Annotated in this window: 22 protein-coding genes; 18 read left to right on the top strand and 4 right to left on the bottom strand. The window is 37.8% G+C overall.

The window, feature by feature from the left end; all coding sequences use genetic code 11:
* Window positions 1-144: 144 nt before the first annotated feature.
* From ABIB40_RS19800 to carA, 3 genes are all read right to left on the bottom strand, one after another.
* Complete coding sequence (locus tag ABIB40_RS19800) at window positions 145-1,257, bottom strand: ABC transporter permease (RefSeq protein WP_354361515.1); 1,113 nt, start codon at window positions 1,255-1,257, stop codon at window positions 145-147.
* 97 nt (window positions 1,258-1,354) lie between these two features.
* Window positions 1,355-2,119 carry an ABC transporter ATP-binding protein gene (locus ABIB40_RS19795; RefSeq protein WP_354361513.1) on the bottom strand — a complete coding sequence of 255 codons (765 nt, stop codon included), beginning with the start codon at window positions 2,117-2,119 and terminating at the stop codon, window positions 1,355-1,357.
* Window positions 2,120-2,242: 123 nt separating this feature from the next.
* A complete protein-coding gene (gene carA / locus ABIB40_RS19790) occupies window positions 2,243-3,355 on the bottom strand; it encodes a glutamine-hydrolyzing carbamoyl-phosphate synthase small subunit (protein WP_354361511.1) in 1,113 nt (370 codons plus the stop codon).
* Window positions 3,356-4,511: 1,156 nt separating this feature from the next.
* On the opposite strand from carA, the gene panB reads away from it, so the two are divergent.
* The 16 genes from panB (at window position 4,512) to ABIB40_RS19710 (ending at window position 14,561) form a co-directional block, all read left to right on the top strand.
* Window positions 4,512-5,327 (top strand): 3-methyl-2-oxobutanoate hydroxymethyltransferase, encoded by an 816-nt coding sequence (gene panB / locus ABIB40_RS19785; protein WP_354361509.1) that lies wholly within the window; start codon window positions 4,512-4,514, stop codon window positions 5,325-5,327.
* A gap of 155 nt (window positions 5,328-5,482) precedes the next feature.
* Entirely contained in the window at window positions 5,483-5,938 is a 456-nt protein-coding gene (locus tag ABIB40_RS19780) for a helix-turn-helix domain-containing protein (protein ID WP_354361507.1), read from the top strand.
* Window positions 5,939-5,954: 16 nt separating this feature from the next.
* Window positions 5,955-6,491, top strand: coding sequence for a PIN domain-containing protein (locus ABIB40_RS19775; protein ID WP_354361505.1), 537 nt, complete (start codon window positions 5,955-5,957; stop codon window positions 6,489-6,491).
* Between the two features lie 45 nt (window positions 6,492-6,536).
* Window positions 6,537-7,223: an RluA family pseudouridine synthase gene (locus ABIB40_RS19770; protein ID WP_354361503.1), complete on the top strand. Its 687-nt coding sequence runs from the start codon at window positions 6,537-6,539 to the stop codon at window positions 7,221-7,223.
* Window positions 7,224-7,346: 123 nt separating this feature from the next.
* On the top strand, window positions 7,347-7,691 hold the full coding sequence (locus tag ABIB40_RS19765) for an Imm32 family immunity protein (RefSeq protein ID WP_354361501.1): 345 nt from the start codon (window positions 7,347-7,349) through the stop codon (window positions 7,689-7,691).
* A gap of 168 nt (window positions 7,692-7,859) precedes the next feature.
* A complete protein-coding gene (locus tag ABIB40_RS19760) occupies window positions 7,860-8,324 on the top strand; it encodes a hypothetical protein (protein WP_354361500.1) in 465 nt (154 codons plus the stop codon).
* A 389-nt stretch (window positions 8,325-8,713) separates the two neighbouring features.
* On the top strand, window positions 8,714-9,031 hold the full coding sequence (locus ABIB40_RS19755) for a hypothetical protein (protein ID WP_354361499.1): 318 nt from the start codon (window positions 8,714-8,716) through the stop codon (window positions 9,029-9,031).
* 207 nt (window positions 9,032-9,238) lie between these two features.
* Window positions 9,239-10,003, top strand: a complete 765-nt coding sequence (gene map, locus ABIB40_RS19750; RefSeq protein ID WP_354361496.1) for a type I methionyl aminopeptidase — start codon at window positions 9,239-9,241, stop codon at window positions 10,001-10,003.
* 286 nt (window positions 10,004-10,289) lie between these two features.
* The gene (locus ABIB40_RS19745; RefSeq protein ID WP_354361494.1) at window positions 10,290-10,604 is read left to right on the top strand and encodes a hypothetical protein; all 315 of its coding nucleotides are present in this window, start codon (window positions 10,290-10,292) and stop codon (window positions 10,602-10,604) included.
* 265 nt (window positions 10,605-10,869) lie between these two features.
* Window positions 10,870-11,214: a DUF3024 domain-containing protein gene (locus ABIB40_RS19740; RefSeq protein WP_354361492.1), complete on the top strand. Its 345-nt coding sequence runs from the start codon at window positions 10,870-10,872 to the stop codon at window positions 11,212-11,214.
* Between the two features lie 43 nt (window positions 11,215-11,257).
* Window positions 11,258-11,602: a zinc ribbon domain-containing protein YjdM gene (locus ABIB40_RS19735; RefSeq protein WP_354361490.1), complete on the top strand. Its 345-nt coding sequence runs from the start codon at window positions 11,258-11,260 to the stop codon at window positions 11,600-11,602.
* Window positions 11,603-11,691: 89 nt separating this feature from the next.
* Window positions 11,692-12,084 (top strand): DoxX-like family protein, encoded by a 393-nt coding sequence (locus tag ABIB40_RS19730; RefSeq protein WP_354361488.1) that lies wholly within the window; start codon window positions 11,692-11,694, stop codon window positions 12,082-12,084.
* On the top strand, window positions 12,081-12,815 hold the full coding sequence (locus ABIB40_RS19725) for a DUF2071 domain-containing protein (RefSeq protein WP_354361486.1): 735 nt from the start codon (window positions 12,081-12,083) through the stop codon (window positions 12,813-12,815). Before ABIB40_RS19730 ends, ABIB40_RS19725 begins: the two co-directional genes overlap by 4 nt.
* On the top strand, window positions 12,806-13,558 hold the full coding sequence (locus tag ABIB40_RS19720) for a class I SAM-dependent methyltransferase (protein WP_354361484.1): 753 nt from the start codon (window positions 12,806-12,808) through the stop codon (window positions 13,556-13,558). The genes ABIB40_RS19725 and ABIB40_RS19720 overlap by 10 nt, the downstream gene beginning before the upstream one ends.
* A 5-nt stretch (window positions 13,559-13,563) precedes the next feature.
* A complete protein-coding gene (locus tag ABIB40_RS19715) occupies window positions 13,564-13,959 on the top strand; it encodes a hypothetical protein (RefSeq protein WP_354361482.1) in 396 nt (131 codons plus the stop codon).
* Between the two features lie 53 nt (window positions 13,960-14,012).
* Window positions 14,013-14,561 carry a DUF1697 domain-containing protein gene (locus ABIB40_RS19710; protein ID WP_354361480.1) on the top strand — a complete coding sequence of 183 codons (549 nt, stop codon included), beginning with the start codon at window positions 14,013-14,015 and terminating at the stop codon, window positions 14,559-14,561.
* 28 nt (window positions 14,562-14,589) lie between these two features.
* Here the strand turns inward: ABIB40_RS19710 and ABIB40_RS19705 are convergent, their stop codons facing one another.
* Window positions 14,590-15,552 (bottom strand): isopenicillin N synthase family dioxygenase, encoded by a 963-nt coding sequence (locus ABIB40_RS19705; RefSeq protein ID WP_354361478.1) that lies wholly within the window; start codon window positions 15,550-15,552, stop codon window positions 14,590-14,592.
* Window positions 15,553-15,801: 249 nt separating this feature from the next.
* Between ABIB40_RS19705 and msrA the strand changes: the two genes are divergently transcribed.
* Complete coding sequence (msrA, locus tag ABIB40_RS19700) at window positions 15,802-16,401, top strand: peptide-methionine (S)-S-oxide reductase MsrA (RefSeq protein ID WP_354361476.1); 600 nt, start codon at window positions 15,802-15,804, stop codon at window positions 16,399-16,401.
* Window positions 16,402-16,511: 110 nt separating this feature from the next.
* Complete coding sequence (gene cysS, locus ABIB40_RS19695) at window positions 16,512-17,972, top strand: cysteine--tRNA ligase (RefSeq protein ID WP_354361474.1); 1,461 nt, start codon at window positions 16,512-16,514, stop codon at window positions 17,970-17,972.
* Window positions 17,973-18,107: the final 135 nt, after the last annotated feature.

Here is an 18,107-nt window from a genome sequence, read left to right as displayed (position 1 = left end):
GCCTATAAGTCATTCCACGACCTAAAGGAAAGCTTGAACCGTATACTCAATAGTTTTGGAACAAAATACGACATTAAATTTTAGACACTACTTACGTACAACTAAGCCACCTATCATCCTTGCTCCTTTATCTTTGCTCACCTCCTACTCCCACTTAAAAACCTTAACGGCAACTGCGTAAATGGCTATTCCCCAAATAATCAAAATTAAAATCTGCATTTTCACGTCCCAAAGGCCCGCGCCTTCGAAAGCTACTTTTCTCAATGCATCATTTAAATAAGTAAGCGGTAAAATCCTGCAAAATGGTCGTAACCAAGTTGGAAAAGCTTCGATAGAAAAAAACGTTCCAGAAAGTAGAAATTGCGGCAGTGTAACCATGTTTGCAATAGGCGGCACCATGGTTTCATTCTTGGCAACTCCAGAAATAATAAATCCGAATCCCATAAATACAATCACCCCGATGGCAGAAAGCACCAGCATGTTCAGCACCGTGACGACGCCATTTATCAAGGTAAACTTAAAAAGGAAATGCCCAATCAAGATAATAAAAATTGCGCCACAAAGCGCAAAACCTACCCTTGCAATACCTTCACCTATAACAATACTAGATCGCCTTACCGGCGTAGCGAAAAACCGCTTGATCACAAGAGTTTGTCTCAAGCTTAAAAACACGAAAGCAGTACCAAAAACCCCCGTTGCCAACAGAGAGAAGCCCAATTGCCCTGGAAGAATGAAATCTATCGTCTTGTAGGCTCTACCCGTTACGGTTTGTTCTTTTAATTCTGCTACGGCGGGCTTCAGTTTTTTATCGTACAGAATACCGGTTAAAACCGACTTTAAAATATTGCCTTTATCCATCGACGCCGACGTATAAGAAATGTTAACATCATATCCCTCGCCTTTTGCACTTTTATTAACACCAATTAAAGCATCTATATTCCCTTTGTTCAACAGGCTGGAAAATTCTGCAGCTGTTTTACCCTGACTTAAATTTATAATACTTGCATGTTTTATTGCCGCAATAACAGGATTGTTTAGGTCAGACCCTGGCACAATACCCACCTCTACATGCGTGCCACCACCGCCCATAAATCCAAAAACTAAAATAAAAATAAGTGGAAAGGCTAAGGTAAAAACCACCGACGACGGGCTGCGCATAATTGCCCGAAAACTCGCTTTTGCCAAGGCAAACATGGCCGTCGTATTGCTATATGCTTCTAAATCCCCTGAAGGGGACTTTTTCTTTCCATCGTTCATAAATGCTTTTTATTGCGCGTGCTAAAAATTTTGTTTGCTCATATTATACTTGGAGTTAAGCTACAGTTTAGGGGTTAAGGGGTAGGGAGCTAGGGGTTTATTCTCTCCACTCTTTCCCCGTAAGGTTGATAAAAACATCTTCCAAATTTGCCTGCTTTACTTCTTTTTTGCGCTCAAAACCGGTTGCCACCAATTGATCAATAAGGTTATCTGGCGTATCTAGCGCTATAATTTCGCCACGCTCTACAAAAGCCACGCGATCGCAAAGCTGCTCGGCCTCATCCATGTAATGCGTGGTAATCACTACAGTGGTTCCACTTGCTCGTATCTGGATAATCAATTCCCATAAATTTCTTCTCGCCTGCGGATCCAATCCCGTAGTAGGTTCATCAAGAAAAATTATTTTTGGTTCGTTTATCAACGTAGTAGCAATAGAAAAGCGTTGTTTTTGCCCGCCAGACAAGGCCTTGTACTTGGCTTTTGCCTTGTCTTGCAGGTTTACTTTTTCCAGCATTTCCATCGGCTTTACCTTTGCGCCATATAAACCAGCAAAAAGTTCTATCAACTCAATCAGGTTTAAATTTGGATAATAGCCGGCCGCTTGAAGTTGCACACCAATAATTTGTTTAATTTCTTGAGGATTTTTATCAACAGAAAACCCATCGACTATAATTTCGCCCGATGTTTTATCTCGGAGTGTTTCTATAATCTCTAGCGTGGTGGTTTTACCAGCTCCATTTGGACCCAGCAGGCCGAAAATTTCGCCTTCGTAAACCTCGAAACTCAAGTCTTTTACGGCTACAAAATCATCGTACTTTTTTACCAGGTTTTTTACACTAATGATGGCGTTAGTAGTTTCCATGCGGCTAATGTAACAAGCGTAAATGAATAGCGGATGAATTTTTCTAAAAATCAGAAGAAAATGGTCGTGAAATGATGAATTTCAGCTGCGTTAAAATAATCCTCCCGGGAGGAAAAAATTCAACTACCAGCTAATCTCGCCCTTCATTAACGATACAAAATCATCGAAAAGGTAACGAGAATCATGCGGGCCGGGAGACGATTCTGGGTGATATTGCACCGAAAATGCTTTCTTTCCCTTTACGCGTATCCCTTCTATAGATTTATCGTTTAAATTTATATGGGTAATTTCTACCTTGTCAGAATTTCTAACATCGTCTTCATTTACCCCAAAACCATGATTTTGAGAAGTAACCTCGCAATGGTTTTTAATGATGTTCTTTACCGGGTGATTTAGACCACGGTGGCCGTTAAACATTTTCATGGTGCCAATTCCGTTTGCTTCTGCCAACAACTGGTGGCCTAAACAAATACCAAACATAGGTTTATTGACAGCTAAAATGTCATTCAAGGTTTCTACCGCGTAAGGCATAACCGCTGGATCACCAGGTCCATTAGAAATAAAATAACCATCTGGGTTAAATTTTTCCATTTCTGCAAAACTAGTTTTTGCAGGGAAAACCTTTACATAAACGCCCCTACTTTCAAAGCTGCGCAAAATATTCTTTTTAATACCTAGATCTAAAGCGGCAACTTTTAAAGCTGCATTCGGGTCGCCGAAAACATAAGGCTCTTTGGTGCTTACTTTAGAAGACAATTCCAAGCCGTCCATAGATGGCACTTCGGCCAATCTTCTCTTCAACTCTTCAATGTCTGTAATCTCAGAGGAAATAATGGCGTTCATAGCGCCCTTGTCTCTAATATGGCTCACCAAAGCGCGCGTGTCTATGTCAGAAATCGCTACAAGATTGTCGTGCTCAAAATAGTCTTGTATAGATTCTGTAGCTTGTTTTCTGCTGTAAACAATGTTATAGTTCTTGCAAACAAGCCCCGAAATCTTTATAGATTCAGATTCGATTTCCTCTTTTTGGATACCATAGTTACCAATGTGGCTATTGGTGGTTACCATAATTTGCCCAAAGTAACTAGGATCTGTAAAAATCTCTTGATAACCCGTCATACCGGTATTAAAGCAGATTTCTCCGGTAGTAGTTCCGATTTTTCCGGCAGCTTTGCCTTGAAAAACAGTTCCATCGGCAAGCAATAAAACAGCAGGTAACTTGGTGTAGTTAGTCATTCCAGTAAAATAAATGGGGATTTGAAAAAAGATAAAAAATACGGAGGGCAACAACTAAATAAGTTGTTTTTACTAAGGGTAAAAAACGTAGAACAAGTCCCTTCCATTTCGGGATACAAAGATAGGCTATTGTTTTAAAAATTAAAAGAATTGTTTGAAATGGTTTTTAAAGTAGTCTCTGTTGGCGTTAGATAGTTGCTTTTTTAGCAGATTAAACGGATCTTTTGGGCGCTTTAATCCCGAATCAAAATCGGGACGGGCTTCGCGCACGTGCGGGACTGTATCTTTTATCCGCCGAAAAGGCCGATAAAAGGATGCCTCGTCGATTGTTAGCGCGCGCTTTCGCAATCAAAACATACTACCTGTGCTGCGTTATCGAGAATTAGTCTATAATTAACTATTGATAATTTAGTCGTTAATTAAACATCCCGGTCTGCGCTCCCCCGCCTAAGAGAGGAGGATTGCCTCTCATATTTTTAATGCATCTGCGATTCTCCCGTTGGGATTGCACATTTAATAAATCCACGGACTATAAATATTTGAGCCGTTCTTTTTAGGCTTTATTTCAATTGTATTTAATATTTAAGCTAGCGCCCGTAATCCCGGGGGATTAAATGCTTATAGGTTTATTGTGCAATGTGAAATTCGACCACCAACGGAATCATGCATTTTTCGAAATCTATGGACTATAAATATTTGAACCGTTCTGGTTCTCCTAGTTTTCTCCTTACATATTCTACCGTTCGTAATCCCGGAGGGATTAAATGTCTATAGAAATTGTTGTGCGATATGAAATTCGACCCTGTCGGGGTCGCATGTAATGTCACACTATTGGCACTATAAGTATTCGACCCCGGCGGGGTCGCACATTTCGCTAAATATATGGACTATAAATATTGGACCGTTCCAATTATCACAATTTTCTACATATTTTACTGTTCGAAATCCCGGCGGAATCGAACATTGATGGAAATGGATTTACACGATGTTATTCGACCCCACGGGGTCGTACGGTCTTCTAAATTTATATTCTATAAACATTTGAACCGTCCCGGTTCAGGATAATAGTAGAAAAAGCAATGTTATTCTTTCAATTGACAAAAATCATTTCTAAAAGAAATAACCTACTTTTGAGTTACAAAAAAGCAACCGAGCCATGTCTGTACACAAAGAAGTTAAAAGAGTAACCACCCATATTTTACAAGAGATGAAGCAAAGCGGCGAGAAAATCGCCATGCTTACCGCTTACGATTTTTCTATGGCCACCATTTTAGATGATGCTGGTTTAGATGTTCTATTGGTGGGAGACTCGGCATCTAATGTAATGGCTGGACACGAAACCACTTTACCCATTACCCTAGATCAAATGATTTACCATGCTTCTTCTGTAATTAGGGCGGTAAAACGCGCTTTTGTGGTGGTAGATTTACCTTTTGGATCATACCAAGGAAACTCTAAAGAAGCCTTAAATTCTGCCATCAGAATTATGAAAGAATCTGGTGCACATGGCGTAAAATTAGAAGGTGGCGAAGAAGTAATAGATTCTGTTCAACGCATCATTACCGCGGGTATTCCCGTAATGGGGCACCTGGGCTTAACCCCCCAATCTATTTACAAATTCGGCACTTACACCGTCCGCGCGAAGGAAGAAGAAGAAGCAAACAAGTTAAAAACAGATGCCATGGTTTTACAAAATGCTGGCTGTTTTGCCGTAGTTTTAGAAAAAATTCCCGCTACATTGGCCAAAGTAGTTTCAGAAAGCATCCAAATACCCACTATTGGCATTGGCGCTGGCCCGCATTGCGATGGACAAGTATTGGTGGTAAACGACATGATTGGATTGACCAAAGGGTTTAAGCCGAGGTTTTTGCGTCAATACATCAACCTGTACGAGGAAATTTCTAGCGCTGCGCAAGCGTACATCAAAGACGTAAAAAGCAACGACTTCCCCAACGAAAAAGAACAATATTAAATGCCAGTTACAGAGCGTTCCGGAGATTTTGAAATTAGAAATAAATCTTTATGAATTAAATTTTAACTCACTTAATTTGATTTATAATCGAAATAAACGAAACAATTTTTCGAATTTTTCGTTTATTTGTAATAAACTATCTAATAAAAGTTTACATGAACGGTATTGAAGATTTAGAAAAACCTTCGAAAGAAGAACAAAAAGCTGCTATAGTTTCTTATGATGCACTTTCCGCTATGCTCGAACAAATTCATTCAGAAAATCCTGAAATCGAAATTGAGGAAACGAACGAAAGAATCAAGATTCCGTTGAAAGCCTTACGCCTTCTAGCTAAAATTCTAAAAGCGACTAGTCAGGGCAAACCAATATCCATCGTTCCCATCGCGACAGAACTTACTACTCAAGCTGCGGCAGAACTTTTAGGATGTTCTAGGCCGCATGTAATTAAACTGCTTGAAAATGGCAACATTAACTTTACCAAAATTGGTAAACATAGAAGAATCAAGTATCAAGATTTAATTGATTATAAAAAGAAAATGAAAGCCGAACAGCGTAGGTTGTTGATGGAAATTATGAAGGCCGACGAAGAAGCAGAATTATATGATTCATAGCGTCAGATTTACATGTGTGCTTGATACCAATGTCATTTATCCGATTGATATCAGAGACCTTCTTTTCTGGTTCGCATCTTACGATCTTTTTACACCTAAATGGAGCAATCACATTTTTAATGAGTGGGAAGATGTTATGAAACGTAAAGGAATTGGTGATGAGGAGATAACGAAAAGAGTGGACAAAGCTCAACGTGCTTTCCCCGATGCGCATGTTAAGAACTATGAACCACTGATTAACTCGCTGGAGTTACCCGATGAAAAAGACAGACATGTACTAGCAGCTGCTATTAAAACCAATGCAAACATCATAGTTACCAATAATATTAAGGATTTTCCTAAAGATTATCTTGGTAGATTTGGTTTAACCGCGAAAAGTGCGGATGACTTTATTACTGATACTATCGACCTTAACAACGAACTAGCGCTCGAAGCTTTTCGAGCGCTAGTGTTAAATAGGACTAATCCAAATTTGGATGAATTCGAGATTTTGGATAGATTTAGAAGGAATGGCCTTAAAGAATCAGCTGATTATTTACATGCGCTTATTTAAACGCAATAAAGCAACGACTTCCCCACCGAAAAAGAACAATATTAAATGCCAATTACAGAGAAAGACATTCTTTTTGAAGACAACCACCTTATTGCCGTGAACAAACGGGCGGGAGATCTTGTACAGATAGATGAAACTGGAGATGAATCTTTAGAGCAACAATTAAAAGTTTTTCTCGCCAACAAATACAATAAACCAAACGAAGCTTTCTTAGGCGTCATCCATCGTTTAGATCGTCCGGTTAGTGGTGTAATTATTTTTGCCAAAACAAGTAAGGCTTTGGTAAGAATGAACGAACTTTTTAAAGGAAGAGAAATAACTAAAACCTATTGGGCGGTAGTTCGAAACCAGCCGAACCCAACCACTGGTACGCTAAACCATTGGTTGTTAAAAAATCAACAGAAAAATGTGGTAAGCGCTTATGCCAAAGAAGTTAAGGGAAGTCAGCATGCAGAATTGTCTTATAAATTGCTTACCAAACTCGGCGATTATTACCTGCTCCAGGTTAACCCATTAACAGGTAGATCGCACCAAATCAGGGTGCAACTTTCTAGTTTGGGCTGCCCCATTGTAGGCGACAACAAATACGGTTATCCACGAGGAAGCAGAAAAGGAAGCATTTGTTTGCACGCAAGGCGATTACAGTTCATCCATCCAGTAAAAAAAGAACCCATAGACATTTTGGCGAAGTTGCCAGTGGATGGGTTTTGGGAAAGGTTTGAGGGTGTTTAGGAAGTTAATTAAATTCAAAAAAAGTTTTTTATTGTTCCCGTAATCGATTATTCTTTCCGAGAAAAAAGATTGAAAATATTCAGTAACAAACCTAATTTAGCGCAGAATTAAACTGAAAAAGCAATGAAATATAAGCATGTAAAAGGGAATGAAATTAAAGGTCATTTAGATGTGTTTATTTCTCATAATAAAGACGAAGAAGATGGAGAAATCAAAAATTGGGACGAAGTATTGATACACGGAAATCCAGAAGGGCTAAAGTCACTCGCAAAACTGCTAATAGAAATTGCTGACCTAAACCAAGAAAAAGTAGAAAACAAATATCTGCCGATTGGAGCTAGAGAACATCATCATTTATGCCCAGGAATTGAATTATCTAAAAGTTCAATGCGAGTTACTGTAGGGAGGCTTGACGCTAAAGGAACAGGGGATTTTTACGAGAGATACAAACCGAAAGACGAGAATTAAATTATAAATAGAAAAAATTACAAACCCACAAATGGCTAAGGCTAATTTTACCCCACCACTACTTAGTATATAAATATCGGTACTTTTATGTTTATTCTTGCGACACTTTTACTAATTTTCTTACTATTAGCCATACCGTATTTTCTTCTTTATCGACTATACAAGTGGTTGACAAATAAAGGGTATAGAATATTCGGACTGAGCTTCATTTTAGCATTTTCATTTTTTTTAATTTATTCTACCTATACAGCAATTTATCCAACAAGTAGTTTTTATCTCTCCGAATTTAAAGAAGTAACATTGAGAGAAGCTCCGAAATCTACGACCATTATTCGTAAAGAGACGTCCTACCCTGATTTTCACGGCGATTACTGTTCTGCATCACTAATCGAACTTTCGAAAGGCGACTATCTTAAACTGCTAAATGAATTGAGCAAAGATACCCGTATTTCAAAAATCACGCAGGATGACATTACGATGTCTGAAGAATTAATTAAAGTAATGGGAACTATTAAAACTGAACAAATAATAGATGGCTTTACTCGGCATATAGTTAATCAAGAAGACCAGTACCTATTCATAGGTTTTCTTGCCGACAAAAAAACAATTATATTGAATATATGTGCAACCTAGCACCAAAAATAACGCTAACCATAGACTTAATGAATTTTGAGAAAACTGCTTGTGCTTCCTTCATCACTTTTCACTAAGTTTAGTGGGGTTAAGACACAGCCGCAGATTTTTTGGAACCAGAGACTGCACAAGTAATACGCTGAAAAATACGTAGAAATAAATGGATAGGATCTAGAAGAAATAATTTAGTCCGAATGCACGACGACAGAAGGTAAATTTAAAATAAGTTTCAAGCCACCAATCAACCAAAATTTCAAAAAGGGTTGCAACCATGTGAAGAAAAATGAATATTCAAGACATAATGATTGAAACAAAAAGATGTGGAACTCCTGTTACAACTACCACTTTAATTGGACGGCTGGTATATTGGCATTTAAATATATTCGGACATGGATTTAAAAAACTGGAAACTAAAATTACGATACGGTAAAACCTCAACACCTTTTAAACACTTCACAGTCATTGGCAATTGTGAAGTAGGAGACCTTATTGACAGCCATTCTTGTCGACCAGGCCCAGCATACGTTGGAGTAAAGATTTGGGCGACAGTTGATCAAGAGGCAGCTGACATCTTTTTTAGCATCGGCAAACAAATCGGTTTCACTCCATACGACAAAGTTGAAATTTATATTACTGAAGCAGTCAAACCACCAAAAAACGAACCTTATGGGTATGACATAAATTTCACTCCCTATGGCGAAAAATAAGCTCAACTGCACGGCTAGTTCGCTCTTCGAGACCTTAACCGTTTCAGTTACCCAAAAAGATCTTTCTTCATCTCGCTACCGCAGCCAACACTAATTCTCTCCTAATTAACCTGTTTTTATTTAAACTTATGATGTGTAACTTTGACACAAGTTGACACCCGCAAAGGTTAGCGCTCAGCTAAAAACAACAACGACTAATAAACAATTATGTCAATCACAACAGAATCAGAATTAATTGGAATGAAGAATATAAGTGACGCCGTTGCTTATACGCTTAAAGAAATGAGGGATTTCGCACGGCCGGGTTTGTCTACCAAAGAACTTGATGATTATGGTGCTAGTATTTTAAAAGATTTTGGTGCAAATTCTGCTCCATTTATGACTTATAAATTTCCGGGTTGGACTTGCATTAGCCTTGGCAACGAATTTTGTCACGGCATACCATCAGCAGAAAAGATACTGAAAGAAGGCGATTTAATTAATATTGATGTTTCAGCAGAATTAGGCGGATTCTGGTCAGACAATGGTGCTTCTTTTGTGGTTGGCGAAGACAAGAACGGACATCAAAAACTTGTTGACGCCTCGAAAGATATTTTACACAAAGCAATAAACCACATAAAGGGTGGCGTTAGAATCTCTGAACTCGGGCATCTGATTGAAACTGAAGCAAAGAAACGTGGCTACAAAGTAATTAAGAATTTAACTGGGCACGGAGTAGGGAGAAGTTTGCACGAAGCACCAGCCGAAATTGCAAACTTTAAAGACAAATATAATTTGACAAGATTTAAGAAAAATAGTGTTGTCGCCATTGAGACGTTTATATCAACAACATCTACGTACGCCGAAACACTAAACGATGGTTGGACAATGGTAGGAAATAAAGGTGGCTTTATGGCGCAACATGAACACACCATTATCGTTACAGACAATACCCCAATTATTTTAACGGAAAAAAACGAAATTTGGAACTAAAATAATCAGGAAGAAAATAAGTTGGAACTGACAGAAAAGCTCGCTCTTATAAATCTTCGCCCTTCTGCATCTCGAAGTTAAATGCGGTGGATTTACCTCTCCACAAAAGTAATCTATAAGTACGCTAATGAATTTCATCGCAAAAAACTGAATTGTAAACCCGAAGAAAATTTGGCAATAAACTGGGGACAGCGAAAAGATTAAAAGCACTACGGAATTTGATAACTGACCATATTTTGATAAAAAGCAGATTGAGATGAATTTATAAGCACGAAAAATTGAATTTGTGCAAGAATTTTTAAACCTTCAAAGTGAGGAAGTCTTTTCTCTACTTGAAACAATATTGCAAAAGGAAAAACCAACTATTGATGTGCGAGTATTTGAGCATATTACCGAAGAATTCAATGAAAGAATTGATCAATCGGAGTCTGATTTCCGCAATAATAAATATAAAATGAGTGCAGAGCTTCTAGCCAAATTATTTGGCCTGAATTTGCAGAAAGTCAATAAGAAGAAATTTTTCAGTTTTACGGCAGAATTTGTAAATCCTGAAGTAGCTACAAAAAAATCAAGGGAATTAATAACACACCTAAAAGATTAACAAAAACACCTTAGATTGGCCAAATGGAAGAGCTACTTGAGGATAGAGAAATTCAATATTGATATTTGGTTTTCCAGAATTACAAATTGATTTATTCTGTTGACAAAGAAAACGGGTTCAGTAAAATCGCCGACGTTTTTGACACTCTGCAAAATCCGCCAAAAATGAAACGAACGAAATAAGAATATTTTCTCATTATACGTTTCGAATAAGTTAACTCCTTTCCACTTCAAAAAACGGCTGTAAGAAGCAAAAACCTAATAAAATGACTAAAAACGCAATCGACGCAAACGAAGCAATCATAAAAAAATACGCAGATTCTAAACGCCCGGATGATTTAGAAATGCGTGCGAAATTAGATTTCGGTTACTCCTACGACGGACAGGTAGCTATCTTCTTTGAAATCAGACCGGTTTATTTAATGCCTGATAAAATAATACATCCAATGATTGCGAAGATTAGATTTTATAAATCGAAAGAAGAATGGAATTTATATTGGATGCGAGCAAGTGGAAAATGGGAACTTTATGAGCCATTCCCAAAATCTAAGAACTTAGAAAAACTAATAGAAATTATAGATAAAGATAATCACGGTTGCTTTTTCGGATAAAATTTACTCCTTTGCAGGACCTACTTAAAAATAGAAATAAAATATGTCAGAAGAAATGAAGCCTTGTCCAAAATGTTCCTCACCTTACGGATATGGTGTAGGAGAAGGGAAATACGCTTGTCCAGAATGTAGCAATGAATGGGATGCGAACGAACGTGTTGAAGACGGTGTTCTACTAAAAATACTCGACTCAAATGGGAACGAACTAACTAATGGGGATTCGGTTATCATCATAAAAAACTTGCCCGTAAAAGGCGCTCCGAAACCTATTAAAGCAGGAACAAAAGTAAAAAACATTCGCTTAACAGATGGCGACCATAATATTGATTGTAAGATTGATGGGTTTGGTTCTATGGCTTTAAAATCTGAATTTGTAAGGAAAGCCTAAATTAAATAACGCTTACTGCCTTAACCAAAAATCTTTACATGAGGTTAGTAATAAACATGGCATTTTTAGAAAATACAAGCTCCAAATAAATGAAAAGTCAAATCATTCATAAAACTTTAAGCATTTTAATTGCGGCGGTTTGGCTGGTAAACGGACTATTCTGCAAAGTTTTAAATCTCGTTCCGCGGCATGAGCAGATAGTTGCAAGGATTTTGGGAGATGAATACGCTCGTCCGTTAACCATCGTTATTGGAATTTCGGAAATAATTATGGCTGTTTGGATTTTGACAAGTTATAAGTCTAAATTGAATGCCATTTCTCAAATGGTAGTGATAGCAACTATGAATACAATGGAGTTTTTTCTTGTGCCAGACTTATTACTTTGGGGCAAACTAAACGCTGCATTTGCCGTTATCTTTATAGCACTTATTTTCTACAACGAATTTGTGTTGAATAAGAATCTAAAGCTCGAGACTGAATGAACTTCTTAAAAAATCATCCATTTGCCGTTGAAGCCTTTTTCGAAAGTTCGCTAGTTTTAACCTTCGCAGTGCCGAAAGAGCAGCTCGAAAACCTCATTCCCGAATGTTTAGTCCTCGATACCTTCCAAGGCAAATGGGCGTTTATAGCCATCGCGATGGTTCAAACAAAAGATTTGCGTCCAAAGGGATTACCCAAATTTATGGGTAACGATTTCTTTTTGATTGGTTATCGCATATTCGTCCGCTATAAAAATAAGGCCGGCAAAAATTTGCGTGGTTTGTACATTTTAAAATCAGAAACAAATAAAAAGAAAATGGAAATTGTGGGGAATATTTTTACCCATTACAACTATACAACAACAGACATTAATCAGATAGAAAAACCAAACACTACGGAAATAAATTCGATTAAATCCAACTTTAAAATCTCTGTAGAAAAGACAGACGCCGAAATTGCGCTGCCGGAAAACTCCCCATTCGCCGATTGGAAAGAAGCAAGAAGATTTGCGGGACCGTTGCCTTTTACTTTTACTTACAACGAAAACACAAAAGAGGTGTTGGTAATTGAAGGTGTTAGAGAAAACTGGACTCCTGCGCCGGTAAAAATTATAGATTTCCATTTTGAGTTTCTAGATTCTTTGAACCTGCAAAACTCTTGCTTAGCAAATGCCTTTGTAATTAAAAATATTCCATATTATTGGAAGAAAGGTAAAACTGAACGATGGAAATAAAAAGGAAGCCATTTCAAGGAGTATTAAATATTTTAAGTTTTAATAGACACTTTTACATAATAGGGCTAATTGTTCTGGCCTTAATTATAGCTAGCTTTACATGCTTTGGTTGGTCTATTCTTTTACTTTGGATAATTATAGCCGCATTTAGTTATGGCTTAATTATGCCCTTAATTGTATCTGCTTACGTGTATGATTTTTCTGGTTATTATGATTTCCGCTGGTTAAAGAAATACTCAATTGTGGATTCGGGTACAAACCAATTCCTTAACATTAATGCCGGCTTTGATGAAACTAGCTTTATCATTAAAAAACATTTCCCAAAATCTGATTTAAAAGTTTATGATTTTTACGATGCAAAAAGACACACAGAACCGGCAATTGTAAGGGCCCGAAAAGTAAGTTTAGTCTATCCTAACACACAGCAAATAACATCCAATTCAATACCGTTAAAAGATAATTCGGTTGATGTTGTTTTCCTTTTGTCTGCTGCGCATGAAATAAGAGCTGATGCAGAAAAAATTCAGTTTTTAAAAGAGTGCCATCGCGTTTGCAAACAAAATGGCAAAGTAATTATGGTTGAACATTTGAGAGATTTCCCAAATTTCGTTGCTTTCTCCGTTGGATTTACACACTTCTTTTCTCGTTCTACCTGGCAAATGGCTTTCAAGAAAGCTGGTTTTACTTCTTTTAACGAAACCAAATTTACCCCATTTATGTCTGTATTTAATTGTAGCGCTTAGTTAAAATGGAATTTCAACTTAAAATAATTGGCGTCCTTTTAATTCTGTTGGCGTTAATTCACGTCGTTTTTCCTAAGTTTTTTAATTGGAAAGTAGAACTTAAATCGTTGAGTTTGGTAAACAGACAAATGATGACGGTACATACTTTTTTTATCGCGCTGATAGTTTTTTTAATGGGCTTGCTCTGTTTAACCTCAGCAAGCGAACTTATCCAAACCAATCTTGGTAAAAAAATAGCATTAGGCCTCGGTCTATTTTGGGGAATAAGACTTTTTATCCAATTTTTTGGCTACTCCGAAGACTTGTGGAAAGGAAAGACCTTTGAAACAATCATGCACATTGTTTTTTCGTTACTTTGGATTTATTTAAGCGTTGTATTTCTTTGTATCGGGATAAGTTGAAATGAGCTCCCTAACCTCAACCTCAGTCTATAGGCAATTAAAATGAATTAACTATGCAAACCTACATTTCCATGCTTCGCGGAATTAACGTAAGCGGTCATAAAATTATAAAGATGGAAGCGCTGCGTACACTGTACGAAAAGCTTGGTTACGATAAAGTTTCGAGTTATATACAAAGCGGTAATGTGGTATTTCGGGCAGAAGAGCACAGCGAAAAAAAGATTGCCGAAAGCATATCGACACAAATAAAAAAAGAGTTTGAATTCGAAGTGCCTGTTTTTGTGCTTTCTGTGCAAAAATTAAAAAAAATTATTGCAAACAATCCATTCTTAAAAGATGCAGCCAAAAATGAGGCGTTTTTTCATGTGACGTTTTTAGCTGGAAAACCCGAACAATATTCGTTAGAGCTTATCGAACAAAAGAAGCAAGACGATGAAATTATCGCTTTCGCGGATGACGCCATTTATCTATACTGCCCCAATGGCTACGGAAAAACAAAGCTTCACAACACTTTTTTAGAAGCAAAGCTAAAAGTTGGCGCTACCACACGTAATTGGAAAACTACAAAAAAATTGATTGAAATGGCAGAAGGAAATAGTTAAATAGTGATTTTTCTATAAAACCTCCCACCTATTTCTTCAACCCTATTTCTTTCAATCGCTCGTCCAAATACTCGCCTGCAGTCATATCGGTATAGATTTTTGGATGTTCGGCATCAATGGTGTTCGGCAAACTGGCCAAATCCATTTCGCTTTTTGGATGTAGGAAAAACGGCACCGAAAAACGCGAAGTTTTCATCAGCTCGCGCGGCGGATTTACCACCCTGTGGGTTGTCGACTTTAATTTATTGTTGGTTAATCTTTGCAGCATATCGCCCACATTTACCACAATATCTGTATGTGCAGCTTTAATCGGCAACCATTCGTTACCTCTTGTTAATACCTCTAAACCATCGGCGCTTGCGCCAATTAATAACGTAATTAAATTAATGTCTTCGTGAGCACCCGCCCTAACCGCATCGGCAGGCATAATTTCGGGATTTTCAATCGGGAAATAATGAATGCCACGTAAAATAGAGTTGCCGTTATGCACAAAGGCATCGAAATAATTTAAGGGCAAAGTTAAATACGTCGCAATAGCCTCTAATAAATAAGCGCCATTTTCTTCAAGTTTTTTATACACCTGCATGGTAACCTTGTTAAAATCTGGCAATTCTTCCAATACTTCATTATCTGGATATTGTGTCTTAACAACGTCTCCATCAGTAACCTCTTGGCCAATTTGCCAAAACTCTTTTAAATCTGGCGTTTTAGCACCTTTGGCTGTTTCTTTCCCGGCGCTCGTATATCCTCGCTGCCCAGCTAATTCAACTTTTTCGTATTTCCGTTTTGTTTCTACGGGTAAAGCAAATGCTGCTTTAACATTTCTATAAAGCTCTTCTATTAAATCCTGACTTAAGCCGTGGTTGGTAATGGTTGCAAAACCAGAATCGTTAAAAGCTCGACCCAAATCATCAGAAAATTTCTTCCTTTCGGTTTCGCTGCCGTTAATGTATGCGCCTAAATCTAAACAGGGGATATATGGAGTGCTCATATTTTATTTTCTTAAATAACGAATTTACTAAGAATTACGCACAAATAGCGTTACAGAAGCTCCCAAAACTTACAACGTAGTAACAAACAAACGGTTAGGTTGCTAACATCTGCAGAACCGGTAATTCATGTAATCTACACAATGTCATAAAATTAAAACCATCACAGTTTCTGAATTTTAGGTCGGTAATTTGCTTAAATTAAGTGAACATCCATTTAAGTAAGGATGTCTGCATATAAACATACATACATGAAAAAGATAATTTTAATTTTAATATCACTATTAGCCATTAACAACCTAAAAGCACAAAACAAAAAGACTGAAAAAGCCACATTCGGCATGGGATGTTTTTGGTGCACAGAAGCAATTTTCCAAAAACTAAAGGGTGTTATTTCTGTTAAATCTGGTTATGAAGGCGGCACCTTGGCAAACCCTACTTACGAAGAAGTTTGTAGTGGCGCTACAGGCCATGCAGAGGTAAGCCAAATTACCTTCGATCCTGCAAAAATAAGCTACACCGATTTATTAGAGGTTTTTTGGAAAAGTCATGATCCTACAACCTTAAATCGCCAAGGGGCAGATGAAGGAACACAATATCGCTCGGTTATTTTTTACAATACGCCAGAGCAGAAAACTACTGCCCAAAGTTATTTGGCACGCCTTAACAAAATTAATGCGTTGGGCAAAAAGATTGTTACCGTAATCGAACCAGCTAAACCTTTCTACGTGGCAGAAAACTATCATCAAGACTATTACAACAAGAATGGCTCTGCGCCTTATTGCCGGTTGGTTATCTTGCCGAAGTTAAAAAAGTTAGAAAAAGTATTTAAAAACAAGTTGAAAGATTAACATCAAACTAATCAATTTTAAACTGAAAATCTCAATTGGCATTGCTGGTTGAGATTTGTTATTGATAGGCCAGTGTTAAATACATTCTCCTTATTTCATATCTTTGCCGCATGGATAATGGCCTACACCTATACAACACGTTAACGCGAAAAAAAGAGCAATTTGTACCCCTACATGCGCCTGGTGTTGGCATGTATGTTTGCGGCCCTACGGTTTATAGCGATGTGCATTTGGGCAACTGCCGTACATTCGTTTCTTTCGACCTTATTTTTAGGTATTTAAGCCATTTGGGCTATAAGGTTAGATATGTTCGAAACATTACCGATGCAGGTCATTTAGAGGGCGATAGAGATGAAGGCGACGATAAATTTGCTAAACGCGCCAAATTAGAGCAGCTAGAACCGATGGAGATTGTGCAAAAGTATACACTCGGTTTCCACGAGGTGTTGCGCATGTTCAACACACTGCCGCCAAGCATAGAGCCAACAGCCACAGGGCATATTTTAGAGCAAATTGAGATGATAAAGTTGATTATCTCCAACGGATATGCCTACGAGATTAATGGAACGGTTTATTTTGACGTGAAAAAATACAGCGAAAAGTACAACTATACCATCCTTACCAATAGAAACTTAGAAGACATGTACGCCAACACGCGCGAGCTTGGCGGACAAGATGAAAAACATGGTCGGTTAGATTTTGCACTTTGGATAAAAGCAAAGCCAGAAACATTGATGCAGTGGCCTTCGCCGTGGGGCTTGGGTTTTCCGGGTTGGCACATAGAATGCTCTGCCATGAGCGAAAAATATTTGGGAGCCGAATTTGACATACACGGCGGTGGAATGGATTTAGCGGCAACGCACCACACCAATGAAATTGCGCAAAGCGAAGCTTGCAACCATACTCAGCCTGCAAAATATTGGATGCATACCAATATGCTTACCGTAAATGGCGTAAGAATGTCTAAATCTGCCGGCAACGGATTCTTGCCAGAAGAATTGTTTACGGGCAACCACCTATTATTAAAAAAGGGCTACAGCCCGATGACGGTTAAATTCTTTATGCTGCAAGCACATTACCGCAGCACCCTAGATTTTTCTAACGAAGCTTTAGAAGCATCAGAAAAAGGATTTAAAAGGTTAATGGCAGCAGTAACTTTAATAGATAAGTTATCGGTTTCTGGTGAAAATTCTTTTGATTTCGATGCCTTGAAAACTCGTTGCTTACTGGCCATGAATGATGATTTTAACAGCCCCGTGCTTATTGCAGAACTTTTCGAGGCCGTTAGAATGATTAACAACATTTACGATGGCAAGGCAAACATATCGGCCGAAGGCTTAAATAAACTTAAAGAGCTGGTACAAAATTTCGTGTTCGATGTACTTGGGCTTAAAGACGAAAGCAATGATAGTGGCAATTTAAAGGAAGTGTTAGATATGGTTATCCAGTTAAGAACCGAAGCCAAAGAGAATAAGGATTATGCAACTTCTGATAAAATTAGGATTGGTCTGCAGCAAATCGGCATAAAACTTAAAGATAGCAAAGAGGGTACTACTTGGAGCAAAGAATAGTTTTTCATCATATCCAAATTTCAAACGCCAATAAATGTTTATCGAGTTACTTACTTAGGCACTACAATAGATTTCCAACCAATATGTTGATGTTTTATCATTCTTTTAAATAGATTATCAAAGATTGTCTCTTTA

The organism is Pedobacter sp. UYP30 (assembly GCF_040547165.1).
Lineage (GTDB): Bacteria > Bacteroidota > Bacteroidia > Sphingobacteriales > Sphingobacteriaceae > Pedobacter.
The sequence above is the reverse complement of the archived record's forward strand: the minus strand, read 5'-3'. Positions and strand labels throughout refer to the sequence as shown.